Consider the following 19,339-nt stretch of genomic DNA (forward strand, 5'->3'; position numbering starts at 1 on the left):
ATGGCAGGTGTAACGGAGCACGTTGTGTACGTGGTCGATGATGACCAGGGCATGCTCGAATCGACGGTCTGGCTACTGGAGTCGGTCGGGCTCAAGGCCTTGCCGTTTACCAGTGGCGTCGCGTTCCTCGATGCCTGCGATGCAAGCCTCGATGCCTGTGTGCTGCTGGACGTTCGCATGCCCGGTATGGGCGGGTTGAACGTGCAGGAAGAAATGCGTGTGCGCCAACTGAACCTGCCGATCATCTTCGTCAGCGGGCATGCGGATGTGCCGATCGTGGTGCGCGCGTTCAAGGCCGGTGCCCATGACTTTATCGAGAAGCCCTACAACGAACAGCTGTTGCTGGACAGCGTGCAACAGGCGCTCAGCAACTGTGCCGCCAACCGTTCGGGCAACCAGGGCCACGAAGCCTTGCAGGCGCGCTTGCTGACCTTGACCCCGCGCGAGCGCGATATCCTGTTACCACTGGTGCAGGGTTACACCACCCGCGAAATCGCGGAGCAACTGGGCGTGAGTGCGAAAACCGTTGATCTGTATCGCGCGCGCGTCATGAAACGCATGCAGGCCAACACGCTGCCGGACCTGGTGGGCATGGCCATCGCGGCGCAGATGGTCGATCCGCTGAAGTTGCGTTGATCCCTCAGGACAGGTTTTCAAGCAACTCCAGCGTCTGATCGAAATCGAAGCACTCCGCTTGCCGCACAACCCGAAGCAACCGCTCGGTCATCCGCGGGTCTGAAGCCAGCCCCTGTAGCTTGAGCAGATCCGTCATCACCATCAGGTTATCGGGCGTGTCATCGACCACCAGCAGGGTCGGCGGACTGTAATGACGCTGTTCGGCACTCATGACGGGGGGCTCCCTTGCCAGACATGGACCATCCCAAGGCAACACTTCCACTGCCGCCCCGGCGCAAGAAAGCTTAGCTGCAGTTCTCCAGGGCTGCCCGGCGCCGAGCCCGAACCAGAAGCGTCAGCCATTGCCCTCATAGTGTGGGTCAATAGTCTGTTTGAGGTATTACCCGGGGCTGACCTTGATTGACTATGACGCCAGGGATTTTCGGTCATCCGGATGCACCAGGCAGCACGATCGTGGCCCCATCCATCAACCGCAACGAGGAGCTTGATAGCTATGGAAAAAGTCATCTATCTGCTGTGGCGTGATACTCAAGTCAGTCCTGATACCTTCGCCCATCGCCTGCGCAGTGAGGTCGCCGGGCAATTGCAGGCACTCGGTGCCCGTGGTGTGCAATTGAACCTGGCCGATGCCGATGTGCAGCCAGCAGCCGGCCTGCGCCAGGAAAACAACCGACCATTGCCCGATGGCAGCCTGTCGCTGTGGCTGGACAGTGCCAACGGCCCGGCTCGTCGCCCTTTCGACCAGTTGATCAGCGCGGCAACGGCGCGCATGGCCGCCTACCTGGTCTGCGAGTCGGTCGCCATCGCCAATACTCGCTTCCCTTCAACCCCCGGTGAGCGTACCCACGGGTTTGCCCAACTGGCCCTGCTGACCCGCCCTCCACGCCTGACCCCCGAGGCCTGGCTGGACATCTGGCGCAACCATCACACGGCGGTGGCCGTGGACACGCAAGCCAACTTCCAGTACGTGCAAAACCTGGTGGTGTCGGCACTGACGCACGGCGCCCCACGGATCGATGCCATAGTCGAGGAATGTTTTCCGCCAGCGGCCATGACCGATCCCATGGCCTTTTTCGATGCGGCGGGTGACGAAGCGAAATTCCAGCGCAACCTGGCCGCGATGATGGACAGTTGCAGCCGCTTCATCGATTTCGACAGGATCGACGTGCTGCCCACCAGCCAGTACTGCCTGTAGCGCCGGGAAACCGTCATGCGTGAAGCCGGAAAATCCAGGCCATCGATCCTGAAGCGCTTTGCGCATGTAAACCGCTCACCCCCGAAGCAAAAGTGGTGTAGATCTGCCCCACTCACGCTAATTCACTGCAATAGCGTGTCCGCTGGCGGTAATGATCACTGCGGCTGCACATGCCAGTTCTGCTTCCGAAACGGTGGGTAGTGATATCGAAGGAGGCTGACTGGACCTCAGTCGCGTACCAAACAAAGGCCACCAAAGCTGCACATACCAAGGCTCGACCTTAACCCCGACAGGAAGGCCGTAGGCGTCCTGCAGTTGATGCGGATTACCCATGCTCGTGCCGTGAATGTAGTCCCAGAAGACGAACACGTTGGCATAGTTGGCTGATGCATTGCCGAAACGGCCAAGACCATGGTGGACGTGGTGGTAGTCTTGCAATACAAAAATCCTTTCCAATACGTTCAGCAGCGCCCGCCCCGGCAGTGAGCGACGCAGCCAAAGATCCCAGCGGGTACCGGTGTGTTGCAGATAGACGGCCACCAGCTTGAGCGACATGATCGCAACCGAGGCTTCTACGGCACCGAGAAAATACAACAATGCTGCAGTAGTGGTATTGGGTATCAACAGATAGAAAAGCCAGTTATTGCGCATCGCTGCCAATATGTTCAGGTGAGTTGGCGTGTGATGTGGCTTGTGCAGCCTCCACATCCAACTGACCGTATGGCCCAGGCGATGAACCCAATAATTACCGTAGTCGTCGAGCAGCATTGCGACCGCAAAAACCGGCACGGGATTGAAATCAGCGAGCAGCCCCTGAGCAGATGGCAGCCAATGCATCAATAGATAGCTCAACCCCGCAAACTGCCCTGCCCGGACCGCAAAAAGGGTAAGAATACTGAGCAGGCTGGTACCGAGTTCGTTCATGCTGAAAATGCGCTGTTTCCTGAATTGCCCACTGGCAATGTCCAGCAGTAGCAGGGTGGCGAAAGCACTCAGTCCGATTTGCATGTCTAGCGTCATGACATTGTTCTCTTTTTTAAGGTCAGTTGACTGAAACCTGGTCCTTGCCCGGACCGCCTTCGACAAAGAACACTAACTTGCCAACCGCCGGTGGATTGACGCTGACATAGACCGGCACGCTCCCGTCGACCCCGGCGAAATCCTGGCTGCCGCCACTGAACACGAAGTGGCCACGCTGCTGCCAGTCACCATTGGCGGCAAAGACTTTCTGAAAATGGGCGTAGACTTTTCCGCCTTTGGTGGAGATGAATTCGCAGTCGGCGACACCATCTACCAGCTTCTTCGAGGCATATCGATCAAGGCCATTGCAGCTGACGTAGAAACGCACGTCCTCGCCTTGCACCTGCATTTTTCCGGCGCCTTCGGCGAAAAAGCTCATGTTCGATTTGCCATCCGCAGCCGCCACTTCGGCGTGGTGCTTGATGACCGCCCCCAGATCGAAATTCACCGCCGGGGTAGCAGCCAAGGCGTGACTGGATGCAGCCAGAAGAACGGTCAGCAACAGGGCTCGGGAGTTTTGAATTTTCATTGTTATTACTCGTCGGTTAGCAGCGTTGAGCGATCAAGAAAGCGGTCAAAGTGAATATGTTTCTCCTCCACCACGCCGTGGAGGACGTTCAGGATGGAGTCGATCATCTTCGGTGGCCCGCACAGGTAGAACGAGCTGTCGGCGAGGCTGCTGTAGCTGGCCAGATGTTCGCCGCAAAAGCCGGTGAGCCCGCGCCATGTCGACCCAGGTGGCGATGCCGATAACACGGGCACGAACAACAAGCGACCGGGGCCGGGCCAGGATTTCTCCAGTGCCTTGAGTTCCTCGAGGCAATACAAATCCGCCTCGCTGCGCGCCCCGAAGAACAGCGTCACGTCTGGCCCGGTGTGGCGCTGTTGGAGTCCCTCGAGGATCGCCTTGATGGGCGCCAACCCACTGCCCCCGGCGACGCACACCATGGGGCGTTGGTCTGGACGATGACCAAAGTCACCTAAAGGACCGGTCAGGCAAATGGCCTGCCCGCGACGGTCTGCCGCAAACAACCACTCGGTGAAAGTGCCACCCGGAACCCGTCGCACATGAAATTCGACTTGCTGTTGCCCATTGGCCTGCGGTGCCTGGGCAAAGGAATAGCAACGTGGAGCCTCGGCCAGGTCTGGATGGCCCGGCACGGTGAGCTGAGCGTACTGTCCGGCCTTGTAGGCAAGCGGCGAATCGAGATCGATGACCAGGTTGCAGATATCGTGATTGAGCTTTTCGCAGGAGCGAATGGCGCCCGTGAACGTTGACAGCGCCAAGCCTTCCTCGGCGGGAGAAAGGCCAGGCACCGCCAGTTCGATATCACTGAGCGCAACGGCTTGACAGGCCAACAGGTATCCGCGCGCCAAGGCTTGGTTATCCACGTGTTGGGAGATGTCTTTTTTCAAGCGCACTTTTCCGCTGACCAGCCGACAGCGGCAGGAGCCGCAATCACCGACCAGACACAGATGAGCAATTTTGATGTCTTGGCGCAAGCTCGCCTTCAGCAGGCTTTCACCTTGGCGCAGGCTTGCATGTTGATCAGTTCCCGAGACACGAAGACGTAAATCGGATTGCACCTCGGGAACCACTTCAATGGCTTTGAGAGTCGACATGACGGCGTACCTGATTGTTCTTGTAATGGAGCCTGTGAAGAACTGTACGGCGCCTGCCGAATGAATAAAAATGGATAATCGGTAAGACTGATATACATTCTACCGATATCGTATCTCCCTCTTTTTCCATTCGATAAGGACAAGTGCGATGAATCTGCGCAGTGTCGATCTGAATCTATTGACCGTGTTCGACGCCATCATGGCCGAACAGAACCTGACCCGGGCCGCGGACAGGATCGGCATGAGCCAGCCAGCAATCAGCAATGCGCTTGCACGTCTGCGACATGTATTGAAAGACGATCTGTTTGTTCGTACCGGTCATGGCATGCGCGCCACGCCACGGGCACAAGAGCTTGCAAAGCCCATTCGCAAGATTCTCGATATGGTCATCGCCACCCTGACCCAAGGCGCGGAGTTCGACTACACCTCCAGTGAGCGCGTGTTCAATCTGGTGCTATCGGATTACGGCGAGGTGGTCTTGCTGTCACCGCTCATGCATTGGCTCGATGCGATCGGCGCCAACGTTCGAATCAATATCGAAACCCATATGCAGGGCGAACTGAAGGAAAAGATGCGCTACGGCAAAATCGACCTGTGCCTGTGGACCGAGCCGATGCCGGGTGAGGCGTTCAACAGCGAGTTGCTACTCAAGGAAGAACTCTATTCCATGGTGCGTCGCGACCATCCGTTAGTGGGCAATCGCCTGACGCTCGAACAATACCTGGCGCTCAAACATCTGGTCCTGGAATGGCCGAGTACTGAAAACCTGCGCCCGGTCGAACGGCACCTGGAAGATCTCGGGTTAAGCCGTGAGCACTATTTGCGTGTCCACAGTTTCTTCAGCATGCCGTGGATCGTCGCCGGCAGTGACGTGGTCTGCACCATGCCGTCACGCATGGCCAGGACCTTTTCAGAGCTGCACTACCTGAAGTGTTTCAAGACCCCACTCGAGGGCCTGGAAATCCCCATTCATCTCAGTTGGCACCAAAGTTTCGAACACGATCCCGCACACCAGTGGTTACGTACCGGCATCGCCAATATCTGCGCGCGGTTGTGAGCACATTCACACGGATCACTCTTTGGGATGAGGCAAATCACACTTCCGACGCTTACCGACGTCCTCTGATGGCTATTAAGTTGCGGCTCCCCTTCCACACAACCGGAGAGCTGCATGAAAACAAAAACAAAGCATGCCTGTTTTCGACCGCACACGCTGGCAATTGCCGTTCCCCTGGCATTTTGTGGTCAGTCCTATGCCGTTGGTTTCAACATTGGGGAAATCGAAGGGACCCTCGACTCTTCGTTGTCCGTCGGAGCCAGTTGGTCGACGGCCAACCCTGATCGTGACTTGATCGGTGGCAACAACGGCGGCGACGGTCTGGCGCAGACTTCTGACGACTCGCACCTTAATTTCAAGAAGGGCGAGACCTTCTCGAAAATTTTCAAGGGTATCCACGATCTCGAACTCAAGTACGGCGATTCCGGCGTATTCCTGCGCGGGAAATACTGGTACGACTTCGAGCTTCAGGACGAACACAGGCCGTTCAAGGACATAGAAAACAGCGGCCGCAAAGAGGCTGCGAAGTCTTCCGGAGCGCAACTGCTCGATGCGTTTGTCTATCACAACTATCAAATCGCGGAACAACCAGGCTCGGTGCGACTGGGTAAACAAGTCGTCAGCTGGGGCGAAAGCACCTTCATCCAGAACGGCATCAACTCGATCAACCCGGTGGATGCCGCGGCATTCCGCCGTCCCGGTGCCGAAGTCAAGGAAGGGCTGATTCCGGTCAATATGTTCTATGTGTCCCAGAGCCTGAGTGAGAACCTGTCGACCGAGGCCTTCTATCAGCTGGAATGGGACCAGACCGTAGTGGACAACTGCGGGACTTTCTTCGCCCAGCCGGACGTGGTGGCCGACGGCTGCACTGACAACTTGCGGGTTCTGGCCCCTCGCTCGGCAATCCCGGCGGGCGGGTTGGCGGCCTTGCAGCGATTCTTTGGCGCCGATATCGATCAGGAAGGTGTGCGGGTTCCCCGTGGCCCGGACCGGGATGCCCGGGACAGTGGCCAATACGGTGTCGCACTGCGCTACATGTCTGATGCGCTCGATACCGAGTTCGGCGCCTACTACATGAACTATCACAGCCGTCAGCCGTTCCTGAGTGCCACGGCGGCCAATCAACAGGTTTACAACGCCGCCCGGGCGGTTCTCACCGGGCCCGCCGCCGCGCTGCAACCGGTGGCGGTCGCGGCCAACTCCCAGTACTTCCTCGAGTATCCGGAAGATATCCACCTGTACGGCCTGAGCTTCTCCACCACGCTGCCCACCGGAACCGCCTGGCAAGGCGAGATCAGTTATCGACCCAACGCCCCCGTGCAACTGAATACCCAGGACATTCTGTTTGCGGCGGTCGGCCCGCTCGGCGGACCGGTGTTCCCTAACGCCTCACTGCTCGATGTCTCCCCCGGGCAGGATTTGCATGGTTATCGCCGCAAGGAACTGACCCAGTTCCAGACCACCTTTACCCACTTCTTCGATCAGGTGATGGGCGCCGAGCGCTTGACGTTGGTCGGTGAGGTCGGGGTGGTGCATGTGGGTGGGCTGGAAAGCAGTTCCGAGGCGCGCTATGGCCGTGACCCGGTATTCGGCCAGGGGTCATTGCCGGCAAGTGCGGGCGGAACCATCAACACCTGCCGCCAACTCAACCTGGGTACGGTGGGTGCCAATGGCAAGAACCTGACAACGTTTTGCGAAAACGACGGTTACACCACCAGTACCTCCTGGGGATACCGCGCGCGCGCGATCTGGGACTACAACAACGTCATTGCCGGAATCAACCTGAAACCCAACGTAGCCTGGTCCCACGACGTCCATGGCTACGGCCCGAACGGTCAGTTCAACGAAGGGGCCAAGGCCGTCAGCCTCGGCCTGGACGCCGACTACCGCAACACCTACACCGCGAGCCTGTCCTACACCGACTTCTTCGACGGCAAATACAACACTTCGGTCGATCGCGATTTCACCTCACTCAGCTTCGGCGTGAACTTCTAACAAAACAGCCCGGATCACTCCCAGGACAACCGTTTATGAAAACAACCAAGATCACACTGCACACCGGTGCGTTGATACTGTCCCTGCTCTCCTGCGCCGTCATGGCCCAGGTCTCGCCGCAACAAGCAGAACAGTTGGGTAGCAAGCTGACGCCACTGGGCGCCGAGAAAGCCGGCAACTCTGATGGCTCGATCCCGGCATGGACCGGCGGTTTGCCGATCAATGCCGGAGCGGTGGACAGCAAAGGCTTTCTTGCCGATCCGTTCGCCAATGAAAAGCCTTTGCTGATCATTACCGCGAGCAATGCCCCGCAGTACAAGGACAAGCTTACCGACGGACAACTGGCGATGTTCAAGCGCTACCCGGACAGCTACAAGATCCCGGTATATCCGAGCCACCGCACGGCGGCTGTGCCACAAGCGGTGTATGACGCTGCCAAAAAGAGTGCGTTAAGCACCGTCACCATTGGCGGTGGCAACGGGCTGGGTAATTTCAGCGACAGCCGCTATTACGCATTCCCCGTACCGCAAAACGGTGTGGAAGTAGTGTGGAACCACATCACTCGCTACCGTGGCGGCAATTTACGCCGCACGATTACTCAAGCGGCCCCTCAGACCAATGGCGACTATTCGCTGGTCACCCTGGACGATGAGATCGCGACACCCGCACAAATCACTGATCAGGACCCGGCGCAGGCCAGCAACGTGCTGCTGTACTTCAAGCAGCAAATCACTGCACCGGCACGCTTGGCCGGGAACGTCACGCTGGTCCACGAGACCATCGACCAGGTCAAGGAACCGCGTCTGGCATGGGTCTACAATTCCGGCCAGCGCCGGGTACGACGCGCGCCACAGGTTGCCTACGATGGCCCTGGCACCGCGGCCGATGGCATGCGCACAGTGGACAACTTCGACATGTTCTCCGGTGCGCCTGACCGCTACGACTGGAAGCTTGTCGGCAAGCGCGAGCTGTACATTCCCTACAACAGCTACAAACTCGATTCCCCAACGCTGAAATATGACAACGTGATCAAGGCTGGGCATATCAACCAGGACCTGACCCGTTATGAGTTGCACCGGGTCTGGGAAGTCGAGGCAACGCTCAAGCCCGGCGAACGGCATATTTATGGCAAGCGTCATTTGTACTTCGATGAAGACACCTGGCAGCTCTCAGAGGTCGATCATTACGATGGCCGCGGTCAACTGTGGCGAGTAGCCGAAGGGCACGCCCAACAGTATTACGATCACAAGGTCCCGGGGTATACCGTGGAAGCCTTGTATGACCTGATCGCCGGCCGGTATGTCGTGCTCGGCATGAAAAACGAGGAGAAACACAGCTACGAATTCGGCTTCAAGGCTTCGGCCTCGGAATACACCCCGGCGGCACTGCGCAGCGCGGGTATACGCTGAGCCCCTTGCACCAGCCCCGCACAGGGGCTGGCGCTTCTTCCGATATCAGTATTTATGATATCAGAGCCAGCATTTATAAATTTTTAGTGGTTCTTCGCCTGCTGTAGTGTCGCTGTCCGGCAAATCAGCCCTCGTGCTGTCCAGCACCGGTTTGTACTACAACAAGAAAATCGAGAGAACCAACATGCGAGCCCTGCATTCAAGCCCCGTCTGCCTTGAGCCCTTCACACTCGACCAGATAGCACCCGGGCGATCACCCTCCTCTCGCCCCATCCCCCGCCCGGCACTGGTCGAAACCTTGCTGGCCAGCAACGCTCGCCTGCGCTTGCTCTGTGCACCTGCCGGTAGCGGCAAGACAACACTGGTGAGTGAGTGTCTTGGACGTTGCCCAGGCACGACTCGCTTGATCTGGATACCGCTAGAGGGCCTAACGATCGGCGCGCCGCACCTGATCGAACGCTTGGCATTGTCATTGGGATTGGCACAAGGAAGCAGCGAAAGCCAGGTCCTCGTGGCATTGAAACAAAACAGTCAGCCGCTTTGGCTGATGCTCGATGATTGGCCACGCCAGCCGACGGCTGAGCTCGATGCCTTGCTTGATCGGCTGTTGGCTGCCAGCTCTGTTGCCATTCGTTGGTGGTTGACGTGCCGACGCCGCCCCTTGATCAATCTGTACCGACTACTGCTTGAAGGCGAGCTTTTTGAGCTGGATGGCCAGGCATTGGCATTTCAGCCCACCGAAATCGAATTGCTGATGCGCCAAAGCGGTTGGAAGGATTCGAGCGGCACGCGTGAGGCCTTGCTTGAGGTGACTTCCGGTTGGTGTGCAGGAGTTCGATTGCAACTGCTCGGCAATCAGGATGAACCACTCAAGGTGGCGGCTTTACTGCACGACTACATATTCAGTGAAGTACTGGCCCCCTTATCCGATGAATTGCGTGACGCACTGCAGATACTGGCACTTCTGCCAAAATTCAACGAGGCGCTTTGCGATCATCTTTTGGGGAAAGGCGAAGGCCAGCGATTACTCCAGGCCTTGCGTAGTCAGGGTCTGTTCATTCAAACCATCCCGTCCACAACGTCGCGCGCTCAATGGTCACGACTGCTACGGCCCGTCGCCAGCCTGTTGGCAGGAGGGCCTTGCACCGAGTCGGCTGCAATCATTCACCTGCGTGCCGGCCAATGGTTTTCGAGCCAGGGTGAGACCCATCTGGCAGTGGAACATACACTCAAAGCCGGGCGTCCAGACCTGGCGGTGGGCTTTCTCCGGCACTTGCGCCTGGAACAATTGATGATGGGCCCTGAAGTCGCTCTGCTGATGGGTTGGCGCACACGGATCCCGGCAGACCTGGTGGCCGACTCACCCGAGTTGATCATCTTGTTCAGTTGGGCCCTGCTCTTCGCGGGATGCCTGGATCAAGCCAGGCAGTCAATGAAACTGCTGCAACGATTCTTGCCCCTGAACGCAAGCAGCGGACCACATGAACTGCTCACTCAATCACAACTGTTGCAGGGCTACCTGGCCTACATGAGTGGACATGGGTCATCCGCCAGAGAGCAGCTATCTACTGCACTCCAGCAATTACCAGGCACGGCCTGGCCACAGCGGCTATTGTGCCGCTCGGCCCTGACCCGGATCGCCCTCGCCCAGGCACGACTTCACGACGCCGAAACGCTTAACCATGAGGCGCTTAAAGAGGCACGAGAACAAAACAGTCTAGCGTTCGAAACACAACTGGAACTGGATCGCGCGCAATTGCTTACGAGTCGAGGCGAGTTGAACCTCGCGGATCTGTCACTACAGCACATGCAAGGATTGATCGATGCCCTGCCAGGGAACGCCGGTCTGCTGCAAGCGCATCTGCACATCGCCCGCGGTCACGTAAGCCTTCGCCTGGGCCGTCACTGCGAAGCACAGGATTTGTTGTTGAAAGGCGTGATGGGGGCGGAGCTTGGTAATAGCCGAGAGGCTTTTTCAGGCCATCTTGGTCTGGCCGAAATTGATGCCATGCAAGGCCATTTGCTTCAGGCGCTTTCCCGGCTGACAAAAGCGGAGCGACACCTGCAATGCTTACACGTGGATGAGCACCTGTATGCCATGCCGTTGGCACTCATGCGAGCCAAGCTCCAATTGCAGTCAACACCAGGCTCGATACCGCTCGAGAGACTGAGCGAACAACCTCAAGCTCATTGGCAGCAACATCAATGGCAGGCACGCAGGCAACTGCCGCCACCTGGTTTTCCAGAACTACCCGAACAAATTGAACTGCTCCTGGCCGAAGCAGACTGGCGAACTGGAGCGACACTGGCCGCACTTGAGCGACTGACCCGGTTACACAGACTCGCACAGGACAGCGGGCGATTTGCGTTGGCCTATTTCTGCAGTCTCAAGTTAGCGGAAAACCATCACGCATTGAGTAATTACAAGCAAGCTCAGTTCGCGCTGATGCACGCCCAAAGGTTTGCCCAGCGCCTGCAGTGGCCAGCCCCGCTACAGTCCCTGCAGAAGCGACAGCCCGACCTCTTCCTGCAGTCCGAAGTTTCGAGACGTCCAGTTGAGCCGACGCTACAAGCAACACTCAGCGATCGTGAATTAACGGTGCTGAGATTAATTGCCCAAGGTTTATCGAACCAGGAAGTGGGTGAGCGTTTGTTTATCTCTCTACACACAGTGAAAACCCATGCCCGGAAAATCAACTTTAAACTGGGAGTAGAGCGTCGTACACAGGCAGTCGCACAAGCCAAGGCGATAGGATTACTCGTCTAAGGCGTCTCATTCTGGAGCTAAAAATGCACCACTCATCCGATCATTTCTGCTCCGGATTGACCTCCAACTACTCTCCTTTCTGATTTGATGGAATTCCACAACCGGAGAGTTCCATAAGTTCTTATGTTGATATCCAATTGATTCGGAGATCAGGTATGAGAAAGGAATTCCGTCAGCCCCTGAGCGCTGCATGTGGGCTAATGCTGACGCTAGGCGTCAGCCAAATGACCTTTGCGGTCGAAGTGATCGGGGTCGAAGCACTGCCCGGGAAAGTTGGCGAAGTGTTGCCAATCCAACCGCCGAAGGCAGCACCGATTACCGAAATGGACTGGCGTAAGGTGCCCCCGCCGAAACGTTTTCAGGTCAGACCACCCAAAGGCGCGCCGAACGTTGTCATCGTTTTGATGGATCAGGCCGGTTATTCCGACCCTTCGACCATGGGCGGGGCAATTAATACCCCGACGATGGACATGCTGGCCAAAGAGGGTGTGACCTTCACCGACTTTCATGTGAACCCGCTCTGCTCGCCCAGTCGCGTAGCGCTACTGACCGGGCGGAACAGCCATCAGAACAGCATGGCCGGAGTCACCGGCACGAATACCTCCTACCCCGGAGACACCGGCATTCGACCACCAACCATCTCCACCATCGGCACCATTTTGCAGAACTGGGGATACGTGACGTCCTACTTCGGCAAAAACAATGAAGTGCCCGACAACGAAGTCAACGTCAGCGGGCCATACGACCGTTGGCCGACCCGAAGCGGTTTCGACAAATTCTACGGCTACATCGCCGGTGAACAATCCTCGCTCAGCCCGAACGTGATCGATGGCACCACGCTTATCGGCACGCCTCGCGATCCGAACTATCACTTCAATACCGACATCACCGACAAGGCCATTCAGTGGGTGCAGACCACCCACTCCCTGACACCGGATCGGCCCTTTCTGATGTACTACGCGCAGAGTGCCAGCCACCCCCCGCATACACCGCCTAAAGATTGGCTGGCACGCGATCCCTACAAAGGCAAGTTCGACGAAGGCTGGGATGTGCTGCGTGAAAAGACGCTGGAGCGACAGATCAAAATGGGCATCATGCCCCCTGGCACCAAACTCGCCGAAAACCCCGAAAGCGTTAAACGGTGGAACACCCTGTCGGCCGACGAGAAAAAAGTGTTCGCCCGGGAGATGGAGGTTTACGCCACTCTGACTGAAAGTGCCGACCATGAGGTCGGGCGTTTGGTCGAGGGTATTCGTGATCTGGGCGAACTGGACAATACGCTGTTCATCTACATCTTTGGTGACAACGGCGGGTCGGTCGTCGGTGACATCAACGGCACCTTTGTCGAATGGTCGGCACTCAACGGTGCTCCGGAAGACGTACCTTACCTGTTATCGCGCCTGGACCAGTACGGTGGACCGGAGTCCTACCCCAACTACGCGGTTGGCTGGGCCATGGCCGGTTCGACACCGGCAACCTGGGGCATCACTTTTGCCCACGGCGGTGGCAACATCGCCGGAATGGTGGTGCATTGGCCCAAAGGCATCAAAGCCAAGGGTGAACGCCGCACCCAGTACACGCATTTGATTGACGTCGTGCCGACGATTCTGGACGCGGTCGGAATCCCGGAGCCGAAAGTGGTGAATGGCGTCGAGCAGTTGCCGATGCCCGGTACCAGCATGCGGTATGCATTCGACGACGCCAACGCCAAAGAACGGCATACCACGCAGTACACCGAGACGGCGGGCAACCGGAGCATCTACCACGATGGTTGGCTGGCGGCGGTAGTGCACACCGTGTTGTGGGAGCCGAAGAACCGTACTGACGATTTCGCAAAGGACAAATGGGAGTTGTACAACGTACGTGAGGACTTCGGTCAGGCTACGGATCTCGCGGCGAAATACCCGGAAAAAGTCGAGGAAATGAAAGCGCTGTTTATCCAAGAGGCCAGCAAGAACAATGTTTTCCCGTTGGACGATCGTCGAGCCGAACGTTTGAACCCTGAAGTAGCCGGCCGCCCTGACCTCATGTTCGGGCGAAAATCGTTAACGCTGTATCCCGGCATGCCAGGCATGACTGAAAACAGCTTCATCAACACCAAAGCCGTGTCGTACACCATCAAGGCCGACATCGAAGTGCCCGAACAAGGGGCCGAAGGTGTGATTCTGTCTCAGGCCGGCAAGTTTGGTGGTTGGAGTTTCTACGTGAAAGATGGCAAGCCAAAGTACGTCTACAACTGGCTCGCGCGTGAGATGTACACCATCGAAGGATCGGAAAAGCTCCCCACTGGCAAAGTCGACCTGGAGTTTGATTTTGACTATGACGGTGGCGGCCTACACAAGGGCGCTACGGGCACCATCAAGGTCAACGGCAAAAAGGTCGGCGAGGGCCGCATCGACAAAACCATGGGCTCGCTGTATTCGCTTGCCGCGGAAACCGCCGACATTGGCAAGGATGCATTCTCCCCAGTCACCAAGGACTACGCCCCGTGGGACAACGCTTTCACTGGCAAGATCAAGACGGTGACCATCGACCTTAAATGATTGGTTGCACAGTCTGTGCACTGGACCGATAGCTCCGCTTCATAGAGAGGGAGCTATCGTCCAAAATCCAACCGCTAAAAGATCTAGCCAATCTGTTGCATCGACCAGTTGAACCCACAGTCGATAGCCGCCCTTCATGAGAGGCAGCTATGGGTCGTCTGCAGCCTGTCGTAACAGGTAGCAATCGGCCAAATGCAGCCGTTCAAGAATGCCTGTCCACCGACAGATTGTTCGCATCACTGCACCAATCTTGCTCTTTTGATGGTAAAGACAACCTTGAAACCGGACGCGGGGATTCCTTCCCCCGCGTCCATGGGTTTACATGTCGTAACGCAGGACCAATCCCAGCGTACGCGGGGCGCCGACATCGATGATGTCGCCGCTGCGATTGTTGGTGATGTATTCCTTGTCGAAGGCGTTTTTCACGTAGCCGGACACTGCGACGTTCCTGGTGATCTTGTACTCGGCGTTGAAGTTGGTCAGCCAGTAGGCGTCGGCCTTGCGCTCATCAATGACCTGGCCAATGTCATCGAACTCATACTCCGACGGCGAGGTGCTCTGGTAAATGACATCGGTGTTCAGGGTCAGACGATCATTCCAGCGATAGGTACCGCCCAACGCCATCTTGTATTTGGGCGAATAGAGGAAGTCCTGGCCGCCCATGTCCCGGCCATCCGCCGCGACGAAGTCCTTGTACTTGCCATCGGTCACGGAGGCACCGGCGGTCAGGGTCAACTGTTCGCCAAAGTCTTTTTCAACGGAGACTTCCAGGCCCTTGATGTCACTGCGGCCGGCGTTGAACACCTGAAGGAACTCGGTGTTCGGCTCCAGCACACTGACCTGCTGGTCTTTCCAGTCGGTGTAGTAAAGGTTGGCGCGGGTACGCAGGGTCTGGTCGAAGAACGAACCGCGGTAGGACAACTCGTAGTTCGTGGTGTATTCCGGATCGTACGCCTCGTGACCGCCACCGGCGCGAACGTTGACGCCACCGCCGCGATAGCCTTTCTGCACCATGAAGCCCATGTACTGGTTCGCGGCCAGTTCATAGTCGATGCCAAGTTTCGGCAACACGGCATCAAATGACTTGCTGACCTTGCCGGGGCTGGAAAAGTCGTCCTGCTCGATGTCGGTGTCGTTCTTCTCGTGGTCGTAGCGCAAGCCGGTGATCAATGTCCAGCGCGGGACGAAGGTCCAGTTGATTTCACCGAACACCGCCTTGTTTTCGATCTTGGTATCACCTTTGGAGGTACCGAACAGTTCGTCGTCGAACAACAACCGGTCATGGAAGTTGTTGGTGTTGTGGCCATAGTAGGCACCAACGAAGCTCTTCACCGTGTCGCCGGCGTAGTTCAGCCGCAGCTCCTGACTGAACAGTTCGCCGTCCTGTTTGCGCAGGACGACCTGGTTATCAACGGCGGTCTGGTCGAAGTCCAGACGCGCGTCGTAGTCCGAGTCGGTATTGGCCGTGAGGCTGGTCACGGACCAGTTATCGTCCAGGCGGTAATCCACCTTGGCGCTGACAGTGTCTTGCTTGAGTTTGTCGTACGCCTTGGTGTTGGACGACACGTCGTAGTAACGGACCTTGCCGTTTTCGCGCATGACCGAGTTATCGCCCTTGCGGCTTTCGCCATGGGCGTAAGTCAGCAGTACATCCAGATCGTCGTTCGGCAGGATCAGCAGCTTGCCGCGGGCATTGTAGGTGCGGGTCGGGTTGGCGTCGTTGTCGAGCGCAACGTTGTCGATATAACCGTCACCGTCCTGGTAATCCACAGCGATACGGCCGGCGATCTTGTCATCGACGATCGCGCCACCACCGGCAAGCGCCCCTCCGCTTTCACCGTAGTTGCCCGTATTGGCCTGCGCCGAAAGGCTCGGTACGAAAGTCGGATTCTTGGTCTGGATGACCACCGCACCGGCCAGCGAGTTGCGGCCCTGGGTGGTGGACTGCGGGCCGAGGAACACTTCGACCTGCTCGACGTCCCACAGCGGCATCGGGCTGAGGGTCAGTGCACGGTTGGGCTGCACGGCACCGTCGACGAATACCGAGACCGCACCGTTGAGCGTGGCCGGGCCCTGGTCATCGAAACCGGACACCGGCACACCGCGGATACCCCAGTTTTCGTTGCCGGACTGGTTGTAGACACCCGGCGTTCGGGCGAACACATCGACCAGGTCATGGTCTTCCTTCTCGCGCAGCTGCTTGTCGGTCACTACCACGACACTGGACTGGGTCTGCTCCAGGGTGCGGTTGATTTTTTCACCCGTCACCGTGATCGGAGCGATTTCCATCGTGTTTGACTGTTCGGCCGCCCATACGCTGCTGGAAAGGCAAACCGCCGACCCCACAGTCAACGCAATTGTATTCTTTTTGAAATTCACGCCCCGCTCCCCTGCGACAGATGTTTTGTGTTTTTTTCTTACGTCTAGAAGGCCGCTTTCCTACAGATGACGGCAGTCTAATCTAACGTAATGCTTAAACAAACACTATTGATAAACCGTCTCATTTGCATTTAATGTGCCGCCCTGTATCAAAGCGAATACAAATCGTGTCGAGCATTTTGGGGACGTCTTCTGCCTGATTCTCAGAGTGGGTGACTTTTCACTCGCCGCGGTTAAGCTGATGGGAAACCTTGCAGCGGCAACGGGTTTCGCGCCTTGAGGCCCTCATCACTTGCGGAGCGGTTTGAAATGGACTTGCTAATACTCATGGCCAAACGCTCATGGCGCGCGCTGTTGATCGCGACCCTGACTGGTTTGATCTGTGGGCTGGCGGCGGCGGGCCTGATTGCCATCATCAACCACAGCCTGGAAGTGTTTGATCAGCTACGTCCCGCAGAGGGTCTGTATTTTGCCGCTCTGATTGTGTTGGTCGCCGTGTCGCGGGTGATATCCGACGTTAGCCTGCTGCGACTGGGACAGGGCGCCGTTCATGATATGCGCCTGCACCTGAGTGCCAAACTGATCGATACGCCTTACGCGCAATTGCAACGCCTGGGCAAGCACCGTCTTCTGACCATGCTGACCGACGATACGCAGACCATCAGCCAGGCGGTTGAGCTGGTGCCAATCATGCTGGTCAACACCGGGATCATCGCCGCTTGCCTGGCTTATCTGGGCTGGCTAAGTCTGCCGCTGCTCGGCTTGACGCTAGTGCTGATCGTCCTGGGCAGCCTCAGTTTCAATTGGCCGCAACGCCAGGCACTAGCATCGATCGCCCGCGCTCGCGAGCTCAAGGATCAGTTGTTCGATCAATACCGACTGCTGACCGACGGCAGCAAGGAACTGCAGCTCAACCACCCGCGTCGACAACACTTCTTCACTCGCCTGCTGCTGCCCGTAAGCCAGCAATACCGTCGGGATTTCGTGCGCGGCATGAGCATCTACGCTGTCGTGCTCAACTGGGGTAATGCGGTGTTCTACATGCTGATCGGCGTAGTGCTGTTCGCCGCGCCGCACTTCATCGACCTGAGTGCCAGTCTGGCCACCGGCTACATCCTGACCATCCTCTACATGATTACCCCGCTATCGGAGCTGATGCATGCCTTGCCCACCCTGGGTCGCGCCAGCGTCGCGCTGAACAAGATCCGCGCCCTGGAAGGCGAGCTGCAAGTCGCCCGCGAGACCATCGAGACGATCCCCCGGCCCCAGGTTCGCAGCCTGGTCTGCCGGCAAGTCATCCATACCTACTACCGCGAACGCGAGGACGGTCATTTCACCCTTGGCCCCATCGACCTCACCCTCAATGCAGGCGAAGTGGTGTTCATCACCGGCGGCAACGGCAGCGGCAAGACCACCCTGGCTTTGTTGCTGGCTGGCCTGTATCGACCGGAGAGCGGTGATATCGTACTCGACGAGCAAGTGTCTTCGGTCAGCAAAAATCATCATTACCGGCAGCACTTCTCGGCGATTTTTACCGACTTTTGTCTGTTCGAAGATCTATTGAACGGCGATGACCCGCAACGGGTGCAGCAGGCACAGGAGTATCTGATTCACCTGCAACTGGACCATAAGGTGCGTATCGAGGATGGACAACTGACAACCCTGGCGCTGTCCACCGGACAACGCAAGCGCCTGGCCCTGCTCAGTGCCTGGCTGGAGGACCGTCCTTGCTACCTGTTCGATGAGTGGGCGGCCGACCAGGACCCGGTGTTCAAGCACTTCTTCTACAACAGGATCCTGTCGGACCTGCGCGCGCGCGACAAACTGGTGATCGTTATCTCCCATGACGATACGTACTTTGGCCTGGCAGACCGACTGATCCGTATCGAAAACGGGATGCTCAGCGACATCACTCCGCGCGCCGATGCAGACTCACCGCCACTGGCCAAGGTCTGTCCGTAAAGAAGCGGTGTAAAGAAACGATGGCACGGTTGAGTCGCTCAACCGTCCTCATAGATGTAGTGCAGGTAACTCACCTGTTCTGCCACAGGCAAACGATGCAGCTTGGGGCAGGACTCGCATAGCACTGGTAGCTCGCCTTCAATGGGTGCGTGCAACTGGTAATGCAGGCAGCAATGCCGACGCAATGGAAGTTGGGGACAAATCTGCGGCGCAGGTGACTCGACCATGCATTGCAGCCCCCGCAACTTCAGGCGCCCGTCATTCACCGTGGCCGACTCCAGCCACTGGTGCGCCTGGGCGAATCCGTCCCTGGACAAACTGGCATCCATTCTTGCGAAGGCACCGTCCCAGATGGCGACCATGTTGCCCCACAATATTTTCGGGGCCAGGCCACCGGCGGTGGCCAGGGTGGTGAAAAGCGGGGCCAGATGCTCGTGGATCAACCGCGACCAGTAGGCTGCACGGTCTTCGGGGGGCAGGGTCGGTAAACGGGCGGCCAGTCCCAGTGACTGTGGTTGACCGTCATCGTGCAACAGCACAGTCTCTTCACCCCAGAAGTCGATCGCGTAATGACGCGTGAGAACACAAGCCAAGGCAGCCGGCAGGATGATGCTCATATAGTTCATCGACCACTGTGAAACCACGGCTGCGCGGTTCACCCCTGGATACAGCAGGGCGAACCGGGTCAGTAGTGGTTGAAGCTGGGCGGAGTCGGCAACTCGGCTCAAGAGTATGGAAGGCTGATCACCAGGA

General features: G+C 57.7%; 14 protein-coding genes. 8 read left to right on the plus strand and 6 right to left on the minus strand.

Annotated elements, in window-relative coordinates:
• Nucleotides 1–636, plus strand: coding sequence for a response regulator transcription factor (locus AC3IP0_RS15755; RefSeq protein ID WP_102672425.1), 636 nt, complete (start codon nt 1–3; stop codon nt 634–636).
• A gap of 4 nt (nt 637–640) precedes the next feature.
• Here the strand turns inward: AC3IP0_RS15755 and AC3IP0_RS15760 are convergent, their stop codons facing one another.
• The gene (locus tag AC3IP0_RS15760) at nt 641–847 is read right to left on the minus strand and encodes a hypothetical protein (protein WP_489316056.1); all 207 of its coding nucleotides are present in this window, start codon (nt 845–847) and stop codon (nt 641–643) included.
• 282 nt (nt 848–1,129) lie between these two features.
• Between AC3IP0_RS15760 and AC3IP0_RS15765 the strand changes: the two genes are divergently transcribed.
• Complete coding sequence (locus AC3IP0_RS15765; protein ID WP_489316057.1) at nt 1,130–1,831, plus strand: EthD domain-containing protein; 702 nt, start codon at nt 1,130–1,132, stop codon at nt 1,829–1,831.
• A 117-nt stretch (nt 1,832–1,948) separates the two neighbouring features.
• Here the strand turns inward: AC3IP0_RS15765 and AC3IP0_RS15770 are convergent, their stop codons facing one another.
• From AC3IP0_RS15770 to AC3IP0_RS15780, 3 genes are read right to left on the minus strand one after another with little or no spacing between them, the layout of a single operon-like run.
• Nucleotides 1,949–2,839: a sterol desaturase family protein gene (locus tag AC3IP0_RS15770; protein WP_489316058.1), complete on the minus strand. Its 891-nt coding sequence runs from the start codon at nt 2,837–2,839 to the stop codon at nt 1,949–1,951.
• 34 nt (nt 2,840–2,873) lie between these two features.
• Nucleotides 2,874–3,380, minus strand: a complete 507-nt coding sequence (locus tag AC3IP0_RS15775; protein WP_489316059.1) for a hypothetical protein — start codon at nt 3,378–3,380, stop codon at nt 2,874–2,876.
• A 5-nt stretch (nt 3,381–3,385) separates the two neighbouring features.
• The gene (locus AC3IP0_RS15780; protein WP_489325222.1) at nt 3,386–4,474 is read right to left on the minus strand and encodes a 2Fe-2S iron-sulfur cluster-binding protein; all 1,089 of its coding nucleotides are present in this window, start codon (nt 4,472–4,474) and stop codon (nt 3,386–3,388) included.
• 148 nt (nt 4,475–4,622) lie between these two features.
• Here AC3IP0_RS15780 and AC3IP0_RS15785 point away from each other — a divergent pair, with 148 nt between their 5' ends.
• The 5 genes from AC3IP0_RS15785 to AC3IP0_RS15805 all read left to right on the plus strand — a co-directional run bounded on the left by AC3IP0_RS15785 (nt 4,623) and on the right by AC3IP0_RS15805 (nt 14,245).
• Nucleotides 4,623–5,531, plus strand: a complete 909-nt coding sequence (locus tag AC3IP0_RS15785) for a LysR substrate-binding domain-containing protein (protein WP_489316061.1) — start codon at nt 4,623–4,625, stop codon at nt 5,529–5,531.
• A 114-nt stretch (nt 5,532–5,645) separates the two neighbouring features.
• Nucleotides 5,646–7,526, plus strand: coding sequence for a DUF1302 domain-containing protein (locus AC3IP0_RS15790; RefSeq protein ID WP_489316062.1), 1,881 nt, complete (start codon nt 5,646–5,648; stop codon nt 7,524–7,526).
• A 35-nt stretch (nt 7,527–7,561) separates the two neighbouring features.
• Nucleotides 7,562–8,935 (plus strand): DUF1329 domain-containing protein, encoded by a 1,374-nt coding sequence (locus tag AC3IP0_RS15795; RefSeq protein WP_489325224.1) that lies wholly within the window; start codon nt 7,562–7,564, stop codon nt 8,933–8,935.
• 403 nt (nt 8,936–9,338) lie between these two features.
• On the plus strand, nt 9,339–11,702 hold the full coding sequence (locus AC3IP0_RS15800) for a LuxR C-terminal-related transcriptional regulator (protein ID WP_489325225.1): 2,364 nt from the start codon (nt 9,339–9,341) through the stop codon (nt 11,700–11,702).
• A 224-nt stretch (nt 11,703–11,926) separates the two neighbouring features.
• A complete protein-coding gene (locus AC3IP0_RS15805) occupies nt 11,927–14,245 on the plus strand; it encodes an arylsulfatase (protein WP_489325227.1) in 2,319 nt (772 codons plus the stop codon).
• A 318-nt stretch (nt 14,246–14,563) separates the two neighbouring features.
• On the opposite strand, the gene AC3IP0_RS15810 is transcribed toward AC3IP0_RS15805, so the two are convergent.
• A complete protein-coding gene (locus AC3IP0_RS15810) occupies nt 14,564–16,624 on the minus strand; it encodes a TonB-dependent receptor (protein ID WP_489325228.1) in 2,061 nt (686 codons plus the stop codon).
• Between the two features lie 309 nt (nt 16,625–16,933).
• On the opposite strand from AC3IP0_RS15810, the gene AC3IP0_RS15815 reads away from it, so the two are divergent.
• The gene (locus AC3IP0_RS15815; RefSeq protein WP_489325229.1) at nt 16,934–18,586 is read left to right on the plus strand and encodes a cyclic peptide export ABC transporter; all 1,653 of its coding nucleotides are present in this window, start codon (nt 16,934–16,936) and stop codon (nt 18,584–18,586) included.
• A 38-nt stretch (nt 18,587–18,624) separates the two neighbouring features.
• On the opposite strand, the gene fhuF is transcribed toward AC3IP0_RS15815, so the two are convergent.
• Nucleotides 18,625–19,314 carry a siderophore-iron reductase FhuF gene (gene fhuF, locus AC3IP0_RS15820; protein WP_489316117.1) on the minus strand — a complete coding sequence of 230 codons (690 nt, stop codon included), beginning with the start codon at nt 19,312–19,314 and terminating at the stop codon, nt 18,625–18,627.
• Nucleotides 19,315–19,339 lie beyond the last annotated feature (25 nt).

The organism is Pseudomonas sp. GL_103 (genome assembly GCF_057835175.1).